The organism is Enterobacter genomosp. O (assembly GCF_001022965.1).
GTDB lineage: Bacteria > Pseudomonadota > Gammaproteobacteria > Enterobacterales > Enterobacteriaceae > Enterobacter > Enterobacter cloacae_L.
This window is the reverse complement of record NZ_LECZ01000026.1, coordinates 473,988-489,926: the sequence shown is the minus strand read 5'-3', so window position 1 is coordinate 489,926 and position 15,939 is coordinate 473,988. Positions and strand designations below refer to the sequence as shown.

Here is a 15,939-nt window from a genome sequence, read left to right as displayed (position 1 = left end):
CCACTGCAGAAGTCGACAAAAAACCTTTAATATCAATAAAATAAGTAAATTGAAATACGTCATTACGCTGATATTGATCAATAAAACCCACGGTAATAAATTTATTTTATGGCGATAACCCGGGTAAATTTTACCGTTCATAAAAAATCAATAAAGACGATATTTCAGACAATTAAAGGGCAATAAATAGCCACTCTTCATTTAAAACATTCTTTTAATTTATCAAAATTTGCAGACGTAATTTGGCAGGTTACCGATAAAGAGAGGAATACGTCACACATTCACAGGGCGAATGTTTTTAAATTCAATATGTACATATCAAACGAGAAAAGATTCGCGATCATTAAGGTAACGAACATAACAAACTATCAACACTAAAGATTGATGATTTTTTAGCGTGAAATTTTGTGATGTCGATCGTACGCAGATGCTGTATAGACGATGAAGGGACAAAAGCAGTGAAATGTGCTTAATGTCGCAAATATGAGAATTGATGTCGCTCAGGCGATTGCCGGGTGACGCTGCGCTTACCCGGCCTGCAAGCCCCTGAACGCAAAAACCCCGCCGAAGCGGGGTTTTTTAAGAAGTTGAAGCTGACCGATAAGCCGGGTTCTGTCGTGGACAGTCATTCATCTAGGCCAGCAATCGCTCACTGGCTCAAGCAGCCTACCCGGGTTCAGTACGGGCCGTACCTTGTGAACCCCTATTTGGCCTTGCTCCGGGTGGAGTTTACCGTGCCACGGACTGTTACCAGCCGCGCGGTGCGCTCTTACCGCACCCTTTCACCCTTACCTGATCCCGCTTGCGCGGGCCATCGGCGGTTTGCTCTCTGTTGCACTGGTCGTGGGTTTCCCCCCCAGGCGTTACCTGGCACCCTGCCCTATGGAGCCCGGACTTTCCTCCCCTCCGCCCGTCTCCCCCGAAGGGGACGACGACGAAGCGGCGACTGTCTGGTCAGCTTCGGCGCGAAGTATAGAGGGTTTGCGCGCCGCTGTCACCCTCAGGCGTGAGGCAAGACGCGATTAACGCGCGACTTCCACCTTCGCCAGCTTTTCGTAGTAGCATGCAATCGCGCTGTGGTCGGCCGTGCCCAGGCCATCCGCGCGCAGCGCCTGCATCATCTCCATAACCGCTGCGGTTAGCGGCAGCTGTGCTCCCACGCCGTGAGAGGTATCCAGCGCGTTGACCAGGTCTTTAATATGCAGGTCGATGCGAAAGCCGGGTTTGAAATTTCTGTCCATGACCATCGGCGCTTTGGCATCCAGCACGGTGCTGCCCGCCAGACCACCGCGAATCGCCTGATAGACCAGGTCCGGGTTGACGCCCGCTTTGGTAGCCAGCGTCAGCGCTTCCGACATGGCGGCAATGTTTAGCGCCACAATCACCTGGTTTGCCAGCTTGGTGACGTTACCGGCACCGATGTCCCCGGTATGCACCACCGAGCCCGCCATCGCTTTCATCAGATCGTAGTATTTGTCGAAAATGGCCTTGTCGCCGCCGACCATGACCGACAGCGTGCCGTCGATCGCTTTCGGCTCACCGCCGCTGACCGGCGCATCCAGCATATCGACGCCCTTCGCTTTTAACGCCTCGCTGATTTCACGGCTTGCGAGCGGCGCGATAGAGCTCATATCGATCAGCACCAGGCCAGGCTTCGCACCGTCGATAATGCCGTTCTCACCCAGCGCAACCTCTTTAACATGCGGTGAGTTTGGCAGCATGGTGATGATGACATCGCACTGCTCAGCAATGGCTTTCGCGGTGGTGGCCGTTTCTGCGCCAGCCGCCATCACCTCAGCCACGGCCTGCGGATTATGATCGGATACCACCAGTGAGTAACCTGCTTTGATGAGGTTCTTACTCATTGGTTTACCCATGATCCCCAGGCCAATAAAACCCACTTTCAGCGTCATAGTTTTTTCCTCAATGATGGTTATTTTTTAAAAGCGTCCGCTAATTTCTGCGTGGCCGAGCGAAATACGCCGAGATCGCTGCCGACGGCAACAAACGTGGCTCCCCACTCCAGATAGCGGCGGGCATCCGCCTCAACCGGTGCCAGAATGCCGCACGGTTTACCGTGCGCTTTGGCGCGGGCAAAGATGTGCTGAATGGCACGCTGTACGTCCGGATGACCGGCATTCCCCAGGTGTCCGAACGCGGCAGCCAGATCGCTTGGGCCAACGAAGATGCCATCCACGCCCTCGGTGCCGGCAATCGCATCGACGTTATCGACGCCCTGCTGGCTCTCGATCTGGACCAGGATGGTGATGTTGCTGTTGGACTGGGCGAAGTAGTCCGGTACGGTGCCAAACATGTTGGCGCGGTGTGAAACGGAGACGCCGCGGATCCCTTCCGGCGGATAGCGCGTGGAGGCCACGGCCAGCGCTGCCTGCTCTGCCGTTTCCACAAACGGGATCAGGAAATTGTAGAAACCGATATCCAACAAGCGCTTAACGATCACCGGCTCGTTTGTGGGAACGCGGACCACCGGTGCGCTGCGGCTGCCTTTCAGCGCCATCAGCTGCGGAATAAAGGTGCTGATATCATTCGGGGCATGTTCGCCGTCCAGCACCAGCCAGTCGAAACCGGCCAGACCCAGCACTTCCGTGCTAATGGGGTTGGCCAGCGCGGACCAGCAGCCAATCTGAATCTGGTGCGCCGCGAGGGCCGCTTTAAACTTATTCGGGAAGATATCGTTATTCATCGCGTTTACCTTTTTAATTCCGCAGCCTTGTTCAATATCATTTTATTTATTCAGACGCAGCGACAGGGTTATATTTATTATTCTGAGCTGGTTTGGCGTTATAAAATCGTCATTCAGTATAAGACGCTATCCACCACTGCACATTGTTTTAATGCTCAAGCATTCCGGTGCATTTTGATAATATTTTGAGCATATGCACAAAGCACTGGGCGCTAATGCACAGAATCAGGCATTACTGGTTCGGGAGCGATCGGGATCACATTTTCATATCCCATCTGCTGACATGCTTTATTTCTGAAAGCCGCATATTTATTTCTACCATTAGAAAATTGGCTGAATTTATTATCAGACACTTTGCTGGAGAATAGTGAACAATGGCCGACATTGAAATTCGACACGCATCGCCGACGGCGTTCTATATAAAAGTGCATGACACCGATAACGTGGCGATTATTGTCAACGACAATGGCTTAAAAGCAGGCACCCGCTTCCCGGACGGGCTGGAGCTGACTGAGCATATTCCGCAGGGACATAAAGTCGCCCTGGTGGACATTCCTGCTCAAAGCGAAATCGTGCGCTACGGCGAAGTCATCGGCTATGCCGTCCGCTTCATTCCGCAGGGTAGCTGGATTGAGGAGTCGCTGGTTGAGCTGCCAAAAGCACCGCCGCTCAATACGCTGCCCCTGGCAACCCGCGTGCCGGAACCGCTTCCTCCGCTGGAAGGCTATACCTTTGAAGGCTATCGCAATGCGGATGGCAGCGTCGGCACTAAAAACCTGCTCGGCATTACCACCAGCGTGCACTGCGTGGCGGGCGTAGTGGATTACGTGGTGAAAATCATCGAGCGCGATCTGCTGCCAAAATACCCGAACGTGGACGGCGTGGTCGGTCTTAACCACCTTTACGGCTGCGGCGTGGCGATTAACGCGCCGGCAGCGGTCGTGCCCATCCGGACCATCCACAACATCGCCCTCAACCCGAACTTCGGCGGCGAGGTGATGGTGATCGGTCTGGGTTGCGAAAAGCTCCAGCCCGAGCGTCTGCTGCAGGGCACGGAAGATGTCAAAGCCATCCCGGCAGACGAGGCCAGCATTGTGCGCCTGCAGGACGAACGCCACGTCGGTTTTCGTTCAATGGTCGACGATATTCTGCAGGTCGCGGAGCGCCATCTGGATAAACTCAACCGCCGCCAGCGCGAAACGTGTCCGGCCTCGGAACTGGTGGTGGGCACCCAGTGCGGCGGCAGCGATGCATTCTCCGGCGTGACGGCCAACCCGGCGGTGGGCTATGCGTCCGATCTGCTTGTTCGCTGCGGCGCCACGGTAATGTTCTCCGAAGTGACCGAAGTTCGTGACGCCATCCATTTGCTTACGCCGCGCGCCGTCAACGAAGAGGTCGGCAAGCGCCTGCTTGAGGAGATGGCCTGGTACGACAACTATCTCGACATGGGCAAAACCGACCGCAGCGCCAACCCCTCTCCGGGGAATAAAAAGGGAGGACTGGCAAACGTGGTGGAAAAAGCTCTCGGATCTATTGCCAAATCCGGCCAGAGCGCTATTGCTGAAGTGCTCTCTCCGGGCCAGCGCCCGACGAAGCGCGGCCTGATCTACGCGGCAACGCCGGCCAGCGATTTCGTCTGCGGCACGCAGCAGGTCGCATCCGGCATTACGGTGCAGATCTTCACCACCGGGCGCGGTACGCCGTACGGCCTGATGGCGGTGCCGGTAATTAAAATGGCGACGCGCACCGAGCTGGCAAACCGCTGGTATGACTTAATGGATATCAACGCGGGCACCATCGCCACCGGGGAAGAGAGTATTGAAGAGGTAGGCTGGAAGCTGTTCCACTTCATTCTGGACGTGGCGAGCGGGCGGAAGAAAACCTTCTCTGATCAATGGGGGCTGCATAACCAGCTGGCGGTGTTTAATCCGGCGCCGGTGACGTAATTGCCCCTCACCCTGCCCTCTCCCCATAGGGGAGAGGGTTAGGGTGAGGAGAGAAACTACCCCTTCACCAACACCACTTCGATCCCGCTTTTACGCAACCCGTCCAGACTCTCCGCCGGGATCCCCTCGTCGACGATAATCATGTCAATCCGCTGCATATCAATGATTTTATGCAGGCTTGAGCGGTCAAACTTGCTGGAGTCGGTCACGACGATAATACGCTCAGCAACCTCACACATCCGGCGGTTCAGGCGGGCCTCGTCTTCGTTATGCGTGCTCACGCCGCGATCGAGATCGATGGCGTCAACGCCCAGGAACAGCAGATCGAAGTGATAATTCTGTAAGGACTGCTCCGCCTGGTCGCCGTAGAAGGATTGCGACTGGCGACGCAAGTGCCCGCCTGTCATCAGCAGCTCAACGCCTTCCGCCTCCAGCAGCGCATTCGCCACGTTCATCCCATTGGTCATGGCAATGACATCCGTGTGCTGACGCAGCATGCGGGCAATTTCAAACGTCGTGGTACCGGAGTCCAGAATAATGCGGTGTCCGGGCTTCACCAGCGCGGCAGCGGCCTGCGCGATGCTGCGCTTCACCGCCGTGTTGAGCGAGCTTTTGTCTTCCACTGAAGGCTCAGCGCCCGGCGTATTGCCCTCACAGATGAGCGCACCACCGTAAGCGCGCACGGCGATGCCCTGTTTTTCCAGGAATGCCAGATCGTTGCGGATCGTTACCGTTGATACGCCATATAAATGAGAAAGATCGTTAACCTGTACGCTTCCCTGCGCCCGCAGCCGCTGAATGATCTGCTCTCGCCTTTCGCTGGTGCCGGTGATGCGCTTTTCTGCGGATGGATCGGTGCTGCCCATGCGAGCTCCTTAGTAAAAACACTTTCGTTTTATTTCGTTTTGCCTATTAACGCCTTTCTTTTGGGGGAATGCAAGCCCTGAAACCCCGCCTGACATTCGCTTAACCTGCGCTGAAACCTTTCATTATGTTTCTTTTGTGAAACAGATCGGAAAACTATTATCTTTCGTTTTATTTTTATATCACCATGATGCAGGATTAAATGAAACAAAACGAAAGATAAGTATCATTACCATCCGACATGGAGAGGAAAGTGAAACATCTGACAGAAATGGTGGAGCAGCATAAACGGGGGAAGACAAACGGAATTTATGCCGTCTGCTCCGCACATCCGCTGGTACTTGAAGCCGCAATTCGTTACGCCCATTCGCAGCAGACGCCGCTGCTGATTGAGGCAACCTCTAACCAGGTCGATCAGTTTGGCGGCTACACCGGCATGACGCCCGCCGACTTTTACGGGTTCGTCTGCAGGCTGGCAGACTCTCTTGGATTCCCGGCGTCACGGCTGATCCTCGGCGGCGATCACTTAGGGCCAAACCGCTGGCAACACCTGCCCTCGCGGGAAGCTATGGCCAATGCCGACGATCTCATTAAAAGCTATGTCGCGGCCGGGTTCAAAAAGATCCACCTCGACTGCAGCATGTCCTGCGAGGACGATCCGGTTCCCCTGACCGACGAGATCGTCGCCGAACGCGCCGCGCGTCTGGCGAAAATTGCCGAAGCGACCTGCCGGGAACAGTTTGGTGAATCCGATCTGGTCTACGTTATCGGCACGGAAGTTCCGGTGCCCGGTGGCGCGCACGACACGCTCACCGAGCTTGAGGTCACCACACCAGACGCGGCGCGCGCGACGCTTGAAGCGCATCGTCACGCGTTCGAAAAGGAAGGATTAAGCGACATCTGGTCGCGCATTATCGGCCTGGTGGTACAGCCCGGCGTGGAGTTCGACCACGCACACGTCTGCGACTACCGGCCGGAAAAAGCCATCGCTCTGAGCGAAATGGTGGAAGCCTACGATACGCTGGTTTTTGAAGCGCACTCCACTGACTACCAGACGCCGCAGGCGCTGCGCCAGCTGGTAAAAGATCACTTCGCCATCTTAAAAGTCGGTCCGGCCCTGACCTTTGCCCTGCGCGAAGCCCTCTTCTCACTGGCCGCCATTGAAGAGGAGCTGCTGCCAGCGAAGGCCAGTTCTGGCCTGCGCCACGTGCTGGAAAACGTGATGCTCGACCGACCGGAGTACTGGCAAAGCCATTACCACGGTGACGGCAACGCGCGTCGCCTGGCGCGCGGCTACAGCTACTCTGACCGCGTGCGTTATTACTGGCCAGACAGCCAGATCGACGAAGCCTTCGCGCGGCTGGTGCGCAACCTGGCAAACGACCCCATTCCATTGCCGCTGATCAGCCAGTACCTGCCGCTGCAGTACAGCAAAGTTCGCGAGGGCGCTCTCAAGTCGACGCCTCGGGAACTCATCCTCGACCACATTCAGGACATACTCCAGCAATACCACGCCGCCTGCGAAGGCGTAACGACGCAAAACGCATAATAAAAAGAGGAAAGCACTATGCCAAACATTGTCTTATGCCGCATTGATGAACGCCTGATCCACGGTCAGGTGGGCGTGCAGTGGGTAGGGTTTGCGGGGGCAAACCTGGTTCTGGTCGCCAACGATGAGGTGGCTGAGGATCCTGTTCAACAGAACCTGATGGAAATGGTGCTCGCGGAAGGGATCGCCGTGCGGTTCTGGTCATTACAAAAAGTGATCGACAACATTCATCGCGCCGCTGACCGTCAGAAAATCCTGCTGGTCTGTAAATCTCCTGCCGATTTTCTGAAGCTGGTTGAGGGCGGCGTGCCCATCACCCGTATCAACGTAGGAAACATGCACTACGCCAGTGGCAAACAACAAATTGCCAAAACGGTCTCCGTCGACGCGAACGATATCGCCGCGTTCAACGGCCTGAAAACGGCCGGGGTGGAATGCTTTGTTCAGGGCGTTCCGACAGAAACTGCTTTGGATCTCTTTAAACTGCTCTGAGGGATTCACAATGGAAATCAGTCTGTTGCAGGCATTCGCGCTGGGGCTTCTCGCCTTTATCGCGGGTCTGGATATGTTTAACGGGTTAACGCACATGCACCGCCCGGTCGTTCTCGGGCCGCTGGTTGGCCTGATCCTTGGCGATCTGCACACCGGGATTTTGACCGGCGGGACGTTAGAGCTGGTCTGGATGGGCCTGGCGCCGCTCGCGGGCGCACAACCGCCAAACGTCATTATCGGCACGATTGTGGGTACCGCATTTGCTATTAGCACAGGCGTGAAGCCGGAAGTTGCCGTTGGCGTCGCCGTGCCGTTTGCTGTTGCGGTACAGATGGGGATTACGTTCCTCTTCTCGGTGATGTCCGGCGTGATGTCCCGCTGCGATCGCATGGCGGCCAATGCTGATACCAACGGCATTGAACGGGTTAACTATCTGGCCCTGCTGGCGCTCGGCATCTTCTATTTCTTGTGCGCGTTTCTGCCCATCTATTTCGGTGCGGAACATGCGAAAACCGCCATTGACGTTCTGCCGGCTCGTCTGATTGACGGCCTCGGCGTCGCAGGCGGCATCATGCCAGCTATCGGCTTCGCCGTACTGCTGAAGATCATGATGAAAAACGTCTACATCCCCTACTTCATTATCGGCTTTGTCGCCGCGGCCTGGCTCAAGCTTCCGGTCCTGGCGATTGCGGCCGCCGCGCTGGCCATGGCGCTGATCGACCTGATGCGTAAATCACCTGAACCGGCGGCTCCAGCGGCCCAGAAAGAGGAATTCGAAGATGGCATCTAATCAAACAACGTTACCGGGCGTGTCTGAAACTGAAGAGACCCTGCTGACCGGCGTCAACGAAAACGTCTACGAAGACCAAAGCATCGGTGCCGAACTGACGAAAAAGGATATTAACCGCGTCGCCTGGCGTTCAATGCTGCTGCAGGCCTCGTTCAACTATGAACGTATGCAGGCCTCCGGCTGGCTGTACGGGTTGCTGCCTGCGCTGAAAAAGATCCACACCAACAAGCGGGACCTGGCGCGGGCCATGAAAGGCCATATGGGTTTCTTTAATACCCACCCGTTTCTCGTGACCTTTGTTATCGGCATTATTCTGGCGATGGAGCGCTCCAAACAGGATGTGAACAGCATCCAGAGCACCAAAATTGCCGTCGGTGCACCGCTCGGCGGCATTGGTGACGCCATGTTCTGGCTTACCCTTCTGCCCATCTGCGGCGGCATTGGTGCCAGCCTGGCACTGCAGGGATCGATTCTGGGCGCAGTGGTCTTTATCGTACTGTTTAACGTTGTGCACCTCGGCCTGCGTTTTGGTCTGGCGCACTACGCTTACCGGATGGGCGTTGCGGCCATTCCGCTGATCAAGGCCAACACCAAAAAGGTCGGCCATGCGGCCTCCATCGTCGGGATGACGGTGATCGGCGCGCTGGTGGCAACCTATGTCCGCCTCAACACCACGCTCGAAATCAAAGCCGGGGATGCGGTCGTCAAGCTTCAGGCCGACGTTATAGACAAGCTGATGCCCGCGTTTCTGCCGCTGGTCTACACCCTGACCATGTTCTGGCTGGTGCGCCATGGCTGGAGCCCGCTGCGGCTGATTGGTATCACCGTGGTGCTGGGCGTTGTCGGTAAATTCTGTCACTTCCTGTAAAAGCAAAGAGGTAGCGATGTTAGGCATTATTTTGACGGGTCACGGCGGTTTTGCCAGCGGGCTTGAGCAGGCGATGAAGCAGATCCTCGGCGAGCAGCCGCAGTTTATCGCCATCGATTTTCCAGAAACATCCACCACGGCGCGGCTGACCGCTCAGCTTGAGCAGGCGGTGAGCGAACTCGACGCCCGGCACGATATTGTGTTTCTCACTGATTTGCTGGGCGGCACGCCGTTTCGCGTGGCCTCAACGCTCGCGATGCAAAGACCGGGCAGCGAAGTCATCACCGGCACCAACCTGCAGCTCCTGCTGGAGATGGTGCTGGAGCGCGACGGATTAACCAGCGAAGCGTTTCGTCTGCAGGCGCTGGAGTGCGGACACCGCGGCCTGACGAGCCTGGTGGACGAGCTTGGGCGCTGCCGCGAGGAAGCGCCCGCTGAGGAAGGGATATGAGCCAGCTGCTGCGCGCGCGACGGGTGCTCACCGAACAGGGCTGGCTGGATGACCACCAGCTTCGTATCGAGAACGGCGTTATCGCGGCGATTGAGCCCATCCCCACGGGCGTTCACGCCCGCGATGCCGATAAGCTCTGCCCGGCATACATAGATATTCACGTGCATGGTGGCATGGGTGTGGACGTGATGGATGACGCACCCGATGCGCTGGACGCTTTAGCCATCCATAAAGCGCGTGAAGGAGTGGGGGCATTTTTGCCCACTACCGTCACCGCACCGCTGGAGCTCATTCACGGCGCCCTCACGCGAATCGCCCGACGCTGTCGGTCGGGCGGCCCCGGCGCGCAGATTCTGGGCAGCTATCTGGAAGGGCCGTACTTTACCCCGCAGAACAAAGGGGCGCACCCGCCGGCGCTGTTTCGGGAGCTGGATATCGCCGAGCTGGACGAGCTAATTACGCTTTCGCACAACACGCTGAAGGTGGTGGCGCTGGCACCGGAAAAACCCGGTGCGTTACGAGCGATCCGCCATCTGAAGCAGCGGGGTTTACGCGTGATGCTGGGGCACAGTGCCGCCACCTACGAGCAAACCCTCGCCGCCTTTGACGCCGGCGCGGACGGGCTGGTGCACTGCTACAACGGCATGACGGGGCTGCATCACAGAGGGCCCGGCATGGTCGGCGCGGGGCTGACGGACAAGCGAGCGTGGCTGGAGCTTATCGCCGACGGCCACCATGTTCACCCGGGAGCCCTGCGCTTATGCAGCTGCTGTGCGAAAGAGAGGGTGGTGCTGATTACCGATGCCATGCAGGCGGCAGGTATGCCGGATGGGCGCTATACGCTCTGCGGCGAAGAGGTCACGATGCACCACGGCGTGGTGAAAACCGCCTCCGGCGGACTGGCGGGCAGCACGCTGTCGCTGGATGCCGCAGTCAGGAATATAGTGGAGCACGCGGGCGTCGCCGCTGAAGACGCTATTCATATGGCCTCGCTGCACCCTGCCCGCCTGCTGGGCATCGATCGTCAGCTCGGATCCTTAACGCCGGGAAAACGCGCCAATATGATTGCGCTGGACGGTGGTTTACACCTTCAGCAGATCTGGATTCAGGGCCAGGCTCTCCCCCTTTAGCCCTTTCATTGTGTCTCGTTTTGGCTTTACGGCCTGAAACCGTAAGGCCTTTCTTTTCCTTTCCTTAAATTTGCCCTTTTCTTTCACGATCACACTTTTCGTTTTATTTCTTTTCTTTCATTGAACTTTCGATTTCTTTTCTATAGATTTTATTTAACTGCTTAAGTTAACAAGTGAAACGAAACGAAAGATAGCGACACGTTTGCCAGCGTCTGATGTGGAATTCACACGACTAAGGACTGAGTTATGCCACAAATCACCCCCGCCGCCACAACCGGCACCTGGACCGAAGAAGAGATCCGCCAGCAGCCTGCCAGCTGGATCCGCTCGCTCAACAACATCGATAATCTGCGTTCCTCGATTGACGGTTTCCTGACGCCGCTGCTGCGCAAGCGCGATCTGCGGATCGTCCTGACCGGCGCGGGCACGTCCGCGTTTATTGGCGATATCATTGCGCCATGGCTTGCGAGCCACACCGGGAAAAACATCTCCGCCGTACCGACCACCGATCTGGTCACGAACCCGATGGATTACTTCAGCCCGGCACATCCGCTGCTGCTGGTTTCGTTTGCCCGCTCCGGTAACAGCCCGGAAAGCGTGGCTGCGGTAGAGCTGGCCAATCAGTTCGTGCCGGAGTGCTACCACCTGTCGATCACCTGTAACGAGGCGGGCAGCCTGTATCAGAACGCCGTCGACAGCGATAACGCCTATGCCCTGCTGATGCCTGCCGAAACGCACGATCGCGGCTTCGCGATGACCAGCAGTATTACCACCATGATGGCGAGCTGCCTGGCGGTATTCGCCCCGGAAACGATCGGCAGCCGCACCTTCCGCGACGTGGCCGATCGCTGCCAGGCGATCCTTACCTCACTCGGCGATTTCCGCCACGGGGTCTTTGGCAACGAACCGTGGAAAAGGATCGTCTACCTGGGAAGCGGTGGCCTGCAGGGCGCGGCGCGTGAATCGGCGCTGAAGGTGCTGGAGCTGACGGCGGGCAAGCTGGCGGCGTTCTACGAGTCCCCTACGGGCTTTCGTCACGGGCCTAAATCACTGGTTGATAGTGAAACGCTGGTAGTGGTGTTTGTCTCCAGCCATCCGTATACGCGTCAGTACGATCTCGATCTGCTGGCCGAACTGCGCCGCGAACGCCAGGCTCTGCGCGTCGTCGCCATCGCCGCTGAAAACGATCCGGTTATTGAAGCGGGTCCGCACATCCTGCTGCCGCCTTCCCGCCCGTTTATCGATATGGAACAGGCGTTCTGCTTCCTGATGTACGCCCAGGTCTTTGCGCTGTCCCAGTCCCTCAGCGTGGGCAATACGCCCGATACGCCATCTGCCAGCGGCACGGTCAACCGCGTGGTGCAGGGCGTTGTTATTCATCCGTGGCAGGCTTAAGAGGATCTCACTATGAGCATTATCTCAACGAAATATCTTCTGCAGGACGCGCAGGCAAAAGGCTACGCGGTGCCGGCGTTCAACATCCACAACGCTGAGACGATCCAGGCGATCCTCGAAGTGTGTAGCGAAATGCGATCGCCGGTGATCCTCGCAGGCACGCCGGGCACGTTTAAGCACATTGCGCTGGAAGAGATCTACGCCCTGTGCAGCGCCTACTCGCTAACCTACGACATGCCGCTGGCGCTGCATCTCGATCACCACGAATCCCTCGACGATATTCGTCGCAAGGTCAACGCTGGCGTGCGTAGCGCGATGATCGACGGCAGCCACTATCCGTTCGAGCAAAACGTGAAGCTGGTGAAGTCGGTGGTCGATTTTTGCCACCTCAACGACTGTAGCGTCGAGGCCGAGCTGGGCCGACTGGGCGGCGTGGAAGATGACATGAGCGTCGACGCCGAAAGCGCGTTTCTCACCGACCCGCAGGAAGCGAAACGCTTTGTCGAACTGACCGGCGTCGATAGCCTCGCCGTAGCCATCGGTACCGCACACGGCCTGTATACCAAACGCCCGAAAATCGACTTCCAGCGGCTGGCCGAGATCCGCGACGTGGTCACCGTGCCGCTGGTGCTGCATGGCGCGAGCGATGTGCCGGATGAAGATGTTCGCCGCACCATCGCGCTGGGCGTGTGCAAAGTCAACGTGGCTACCGAGCTGAAAATCGCCTTCTCTGACGCGGTGAAAGCCTGGTTTGCTGAAAACCCACAGGGTAACGATCCGCGCTTCTATATGCGGGTCGGTATGGACGCCATGAAAGAGGTGGTCAGAAGCAAAATTTCCGTTTGCGGCTCGGCAAACCGATTGCTGCTTCCGGCAGAAGCCTGATTAAAAAGGAGCTTACGCTGATGAAAAAAATCCTCGCACTCTCTGTGCTGGCCCTGTGCGTTTCCCATAGCGCGGTGGCCGCGAACTACACGCTCAATAACGACAATATTGCGCTGTCATTTGATGATGCAAACTCAACGGTTGTCGTTAAGGACAGCAAAGCTAACCATCCGCTCACGCCGCAGGAGCTGTTCTTTCTGACGCTGCCGGACGAGACTAAAATCCACACCGCAGATTTTAAAATCAAGCATGTCGAAAAGCAGGACAGCGGGATTGTCGTTGATTTCACCCATCCGGAATTTAACGTGACGGTGAAGCTGAACCTGGTGAAGGGCAAATACGCCAGCATCGACTACACCATAGCCGCCGTTGGTCAGCCCCGGGACGTGGCGAAAATCACCTTCTTCCCGACCAAAAAGCAGGCTCAGGCACCTTACGTAGACGGGGCAATTAACAGCTCGCCGATCGTCGCAGACTCGTTTTTTATTCTGCCGGATAAGCCCATCGTTAACACTTACGCCTATGAAGCGACGACCAACCTCAACGTGGAGCTGAAAACCCCTATTCAGCCCGCAACCCCGGTCAGCTACACCACGTACTTTGGTACCTTCCCGGAGACCAGCCAGCTGCGTCGTAGCGTAAACCAGTTTATTGATGCCGTCCGTCCGCGTCCGTATAAGCCTTATTTACACTACAACAGCTGGATGGATATCGGCTTCTTTACCCCGTACTCCGAGCAGGACGTGCTGGGGCGGATGGATGAATGGAACAAGGAATTTATCACCGGGCGCGGCGTGGCGCTGGATGCGTTCCTGCTTGACGATGGCTGGGATGACCTCACCGGGCGCTGGCTGTTTGGTCCGGCTTTCAGCAAGGGTTTTGGCAAGGTACGGGAGAAAGCTGACAGCCTGCACAGCTCCGTCGGCCTCTGGCTCTCGCCGTGGGGCGGATATAACAAACCGCGCGATACGCGCGTCTCGCATGCAAAAGAGTACGGTTTCGAAACGGTAGACGGGAAGCTGGCGCTGTCAGGCCCAAACTACTTTAAAAACTTTAATGAGCAGATCGTTAAGCTTATCAAAAACGAGCACATTACCTCGTTCAAGCTCGACGGGATGGGCAATGCCAATTCGCATATTAAGGGCAGCCCGTTCGCCTCGGATTTTGACGCCTCTATTGCTCTGCTGCATAACATGCGCAGCGCCAATCCGAATCTGTTTATTAACCTGACGACCGGTACTAACGCCAGCCCATCCTGGCTGTTCTACGCCGATTCCATTTGGCGTCAGGGAGATGATATCAACCTGTACGGCCCCGGCACGCCGGTGCAGCAGTGGATGACCTACCGCGATGCGGAAACGTATCGCTCCATTGTGCGTAAAGGTCCGCTTTTCCCGCTGAACTCGCTGATGTATCACGGGATCGTCAGCGCGGAGAACGCGTATTACGGTCTGGAGAAGGTGCAAACGGACAGCGATTTTGCCGACCAGGTCTGGAGCTACTTCGCCATCGGCACCCAGTTGCAGGAGCTGTATATCACCCCTTCAATGCTCAACAAGGCGAAGTGGGATGTCCTGGCGCAGGCCGCGAAGTGGTCCCGTGATAACGCCAGCGTGCTGGTGGATACCCACTGGATTGGCGGTGACCCGACGGCATTGCAGGTTTACGGCTGGGCATCCTGGAGCAAGGACAAAGCGATTATCGGCTTGCGTAACCCGTCGGATAAGCCACAAAGCTACTATCTGGATCTGGCAAGAGACTTTGAGATCCCGACAGACGGCACGACGCAATTTGGTTTGAAAGCGGTGTACGGCAATAACGATAGCGTACCGGAGGAGTATACAAACGCGGTGGTGATTACCCTGAAACCGCTGGAAACGCTGGTGTTTGAGGCGATGCCTGTTAACTAACCGTAGGCCGGGTAAGGCGCAGCCGTCACCCGGCAAAAAAACACGCAGGGGATTACTCCCCCTGCTGCTCCAGCGCATACTTATAGAGCGCATTCTTTTTCACACCGTGGATCTCTGCCGCCAGTGCAGCCGCTTTCTTAAGCGGCAGCTCTGCCTGCAGCAGCGCCAGCGTGCGCAGCGCGTCGGCAGGGAGCGCGTCTTCTTGCGCTTTATGCCCTTCGACGATCAGCACCATTTCACCCTTGCGGCGATTTTCGTCTTCCTTCACCCACGCCAGCAGTTCGCCCACCGGTGCGCCGTGAATGGTCTCCCAGGTTTTGGTCAGCTCGCGCGCCAGCACCACATAGCGGCCTTCTCCCCAGACGGTGACCATGTCTTCCAGGCTCTCGAGCAGGCGATGCGTGGATTCGTAGAAAATCAGGGTGCGCGGCTCCGCTTCCAGATCCTTTAACACGTCGCGGCGGCCTTTGGATTTGGCCGGGAGGAAGCCTTCATAGCAGAATCGGTCGGACGGCAGACCCGCGGCGCTCAGCGCGGCAATGGCGGCGCACGGCCCCGGCAGCGGCACAACGCGGATACCGGCTTCGCGACAAGTACGCACCAGATGGTAGCCAGGATCGTTAATCAGCGGCGTACCGGCATCGGAGACCAGCGCAATGTTCTGCCCCTCCTTCAGCTTCGCCACCAGCGTTTCGGCTTTTTGTTGCTCATTGTGATCGTGCAGGGCGAACAAACGGGCGTTAATCGCGAAATGCTGCAGCAGTAATCCGGTGTGTCGGGTATCTTCGGCGGCAATTAAATCAACAGCTTGCAATACGGTGAGCGCACGTTGGGTAATATCAGATAAATTCCCGATAGGAGTAGGTACAATATAAAGCTGGCCTTGAGAATTATCTGCCGTTTCGTGTTGTTTCATTGTTTCGTCCGTATTGCCGATTTAATATTGAGCATTGCG

At 56.9% G+C, this 15,939-nt stretch carries 14 protein-coding genes and 1 other RNA gene; 10 read left to right on the top strand and 5 right to left on the bottom strand.

From position 1 onward, the window contains the following. Window positions 1–585: 585 nt before the first annotated feature. The 3 genes from rnpB to garL all read right to left on the bottom strand — a co-directional run bounded on the left by rnpB (window position 586) and on the right by garL (window position 2,704). Window positions 586–962, bottom strand: an RNA gene (gene rnpB, locus ABR39_RS24360) — RNase P RNA component class A. 60 nt (window positions 963–1,022) lie between these two features. Then, window positions 1,023–1,913 (bottom strand): 2-hydroxy-3-oxopropionate reductase, encoded by an 891-nt coding sequence (gene garR / locus ABR39_RS16140; protein ID WP_047347739.1) that lies wholly within the window; start codon window positions 1,911–1,913, stop codon window positions 1,023–1,025. 20 nt (window positions 1,914–1,933) lie between these two features. Beyond that, window positions 1,934–2,704, bottom strand: a complete 771-nt coding sequence (gene garL, locus ABR39_RS16135; RefSeq protein WP_047347738.1) for a 2-dehydro-3-deoxyglucarate aldolase — start codon at window positions 2,702–2,704, stop codon at window positions 1,934–1,936. Window positions 2,705–3,078: 374 nt separating this feature from the next. Between garL and garD the strand changes: the two genes are divergently transcribed. Further along, entirely contained in the window at window positions 3,079–4,650 is a 1,572-nt protein-coding gene (garD, locus tag ABR39_RS16130) for a galactarate dehydratase (protein ID WP_047347737.1), read from the top strand. 56 nt (window positions 4,651–4,706) lie between these two features. Here the strand turns inward: garD and ABR39_RS16125 are convergent, their stop codons facing one another. Beyond that, a complete protein-coding gene (locus ABR39_RS16125) occupies window positions 4,707–5,516 on the bottom strand; it encodes a DeoR family transcriptional regulator (protein WP_047347736.1) in 810 nt (269 codons plus the stop codon). Between the two features lie 239 nt (window positions 5,517–5,755). Here ABR39_RS16125 and kbaZ point away from each other — a divergent pair, with 239 nt between their 5' ends. The 9 genes from kbaZ to ABR39_RS16080 all read left to right on the top strand — a co-directional run bounded on the left by kbaZ (window position 5,756) and on the right by ABR39_RS16080 (window position 14,984). Then, window positions 5,756–7,063: a tagatose-bisphosphate aldolase subunit KbaZ gene (gene kbaZ / locus ABR39_RS16120; RefSeq protein WP_047347735.1), complete on the top strand. Its 1,308-nt coding sequence runs from the start codon at window positions 5,756–5,758 to the stop codon at window positions 7,061–7,063. Between the two features lie 18 nt (window positions 7,064–7,081). Further along, complete coding sequence (gene agaV / locus ABR39_RS16115) at window positions 7,082–7,555, top strand: PTS N-acetylgalactosamine transporter subunit IIB (protein WP_047347734.1); 474 nt, start codon at window positions 7,082–7,084, stop codon at window positions 7,553–7,555. A gap of 10 nt (window positions 7,556–7,565) precedes the next feature. After that, entirely contained in the window at window positions 7,566–8,345 is a 780-nt protein-coding gene (gene agaW / locus ABR39_RS16110) for a PTS N-acetylgalactosamine transporter subunit IIC (RefSeq protein ID WP_047347733.1), read from the top strand. Continuing rightward, entirely contained in the window at window positions 8,335–9,213 is an 879-nt protein-coding gene (gene agaE, locus ABR39_RS16105; RefSeq protein ID WP_047347732.1) for a PTS N-acetylgalactosamine transporter subunit IID, read from the top strand. The genes agaW and agaE overlap by 11 nt, the downstream gene beginning before the upstream one ends. A 16-nt stretch (window positions 9,214–9,229) precedes the next feature. Beyond that, window positions 9,230–9,664, top strand: coding sequence for a PTS galactosamine/N-acetylgalactosamine transporter subunit IIA (gene agaF, locus ABR39_RS16100; RefSeq protein ID WP_047347731.1), 435 nt, complete (start codon window positions 9,230–9,232; stop codon window positions 9,662–9,664). Continuing rightward, window positions 9,661–10,794, top strand: coding sequence for an N-acetylglucosamine-6-phosphate deacetylase (gene nagA / locus ABR39_RS16095; RefSeq protein ID WP_047347730.1), 1,134 nt, complete (start codon window positions 9,661–9,663; stop codon window positions 10,792–10,794). The genes agaF and nagA overlap by 4 nt, the downstream gene beginning before the upstream one ends. Before the next feature lie 246 nt (window positions 10,795–11,040). Further along, on the top strand, window positions 11,041–12,189 hold the full coding sequence (locus ABR39_RS16090; RefSeq protein WP_047347729.1) for an SIS domain-containing protein: 1,149 nt from the start codon (window positions 11,041–11,043) through the stop codon (window positions 12,187–12,189). A gap of 12 nt (window positions 12,190–12,201) precedes the next feature. Further along, complete coding sequence (kbaY, locus tag ABR39_RS16085) at window positions 12,202–13,074, top strand: tagatose-bisphosphate aldolase subunit KbaY (protein WP_047347728.1); 873 nt, start codon at window positions 12,202–12,204, stop codon at window positions 13,072–13,074. Window positions 13,075–13,094: 20 nt separating this feature from the next. After that, window positions 13,095–14,984, top strand: coding sequence for an enterotoxin (locus ABR39_RS16080; RefSeq protein WP_047347727.1), 1,890 nt, complete (start codon window positions 13,095–13,097; stop codon window positions 14,982–14,984). A gap of 52 nt (window positions 14,985–15,036) precedes the next feature. On the opposite strand, the gene rsmI is transcribed toward ABR39_RS16080, so the two are convergent. Beyond that, entirely contained in the window at window positions 15,037–15,900 is an 864-nt protein-coding gene (gene rsmI / locus ABR39_RS16075) for a 16S rRNA (cytidine(1402)-2'-O)-methyltransferase (protein ID WP_000809144.1), read from the bottom strand. Window positions 15,901–15,939: the final 39 nt, after the last annotated feature.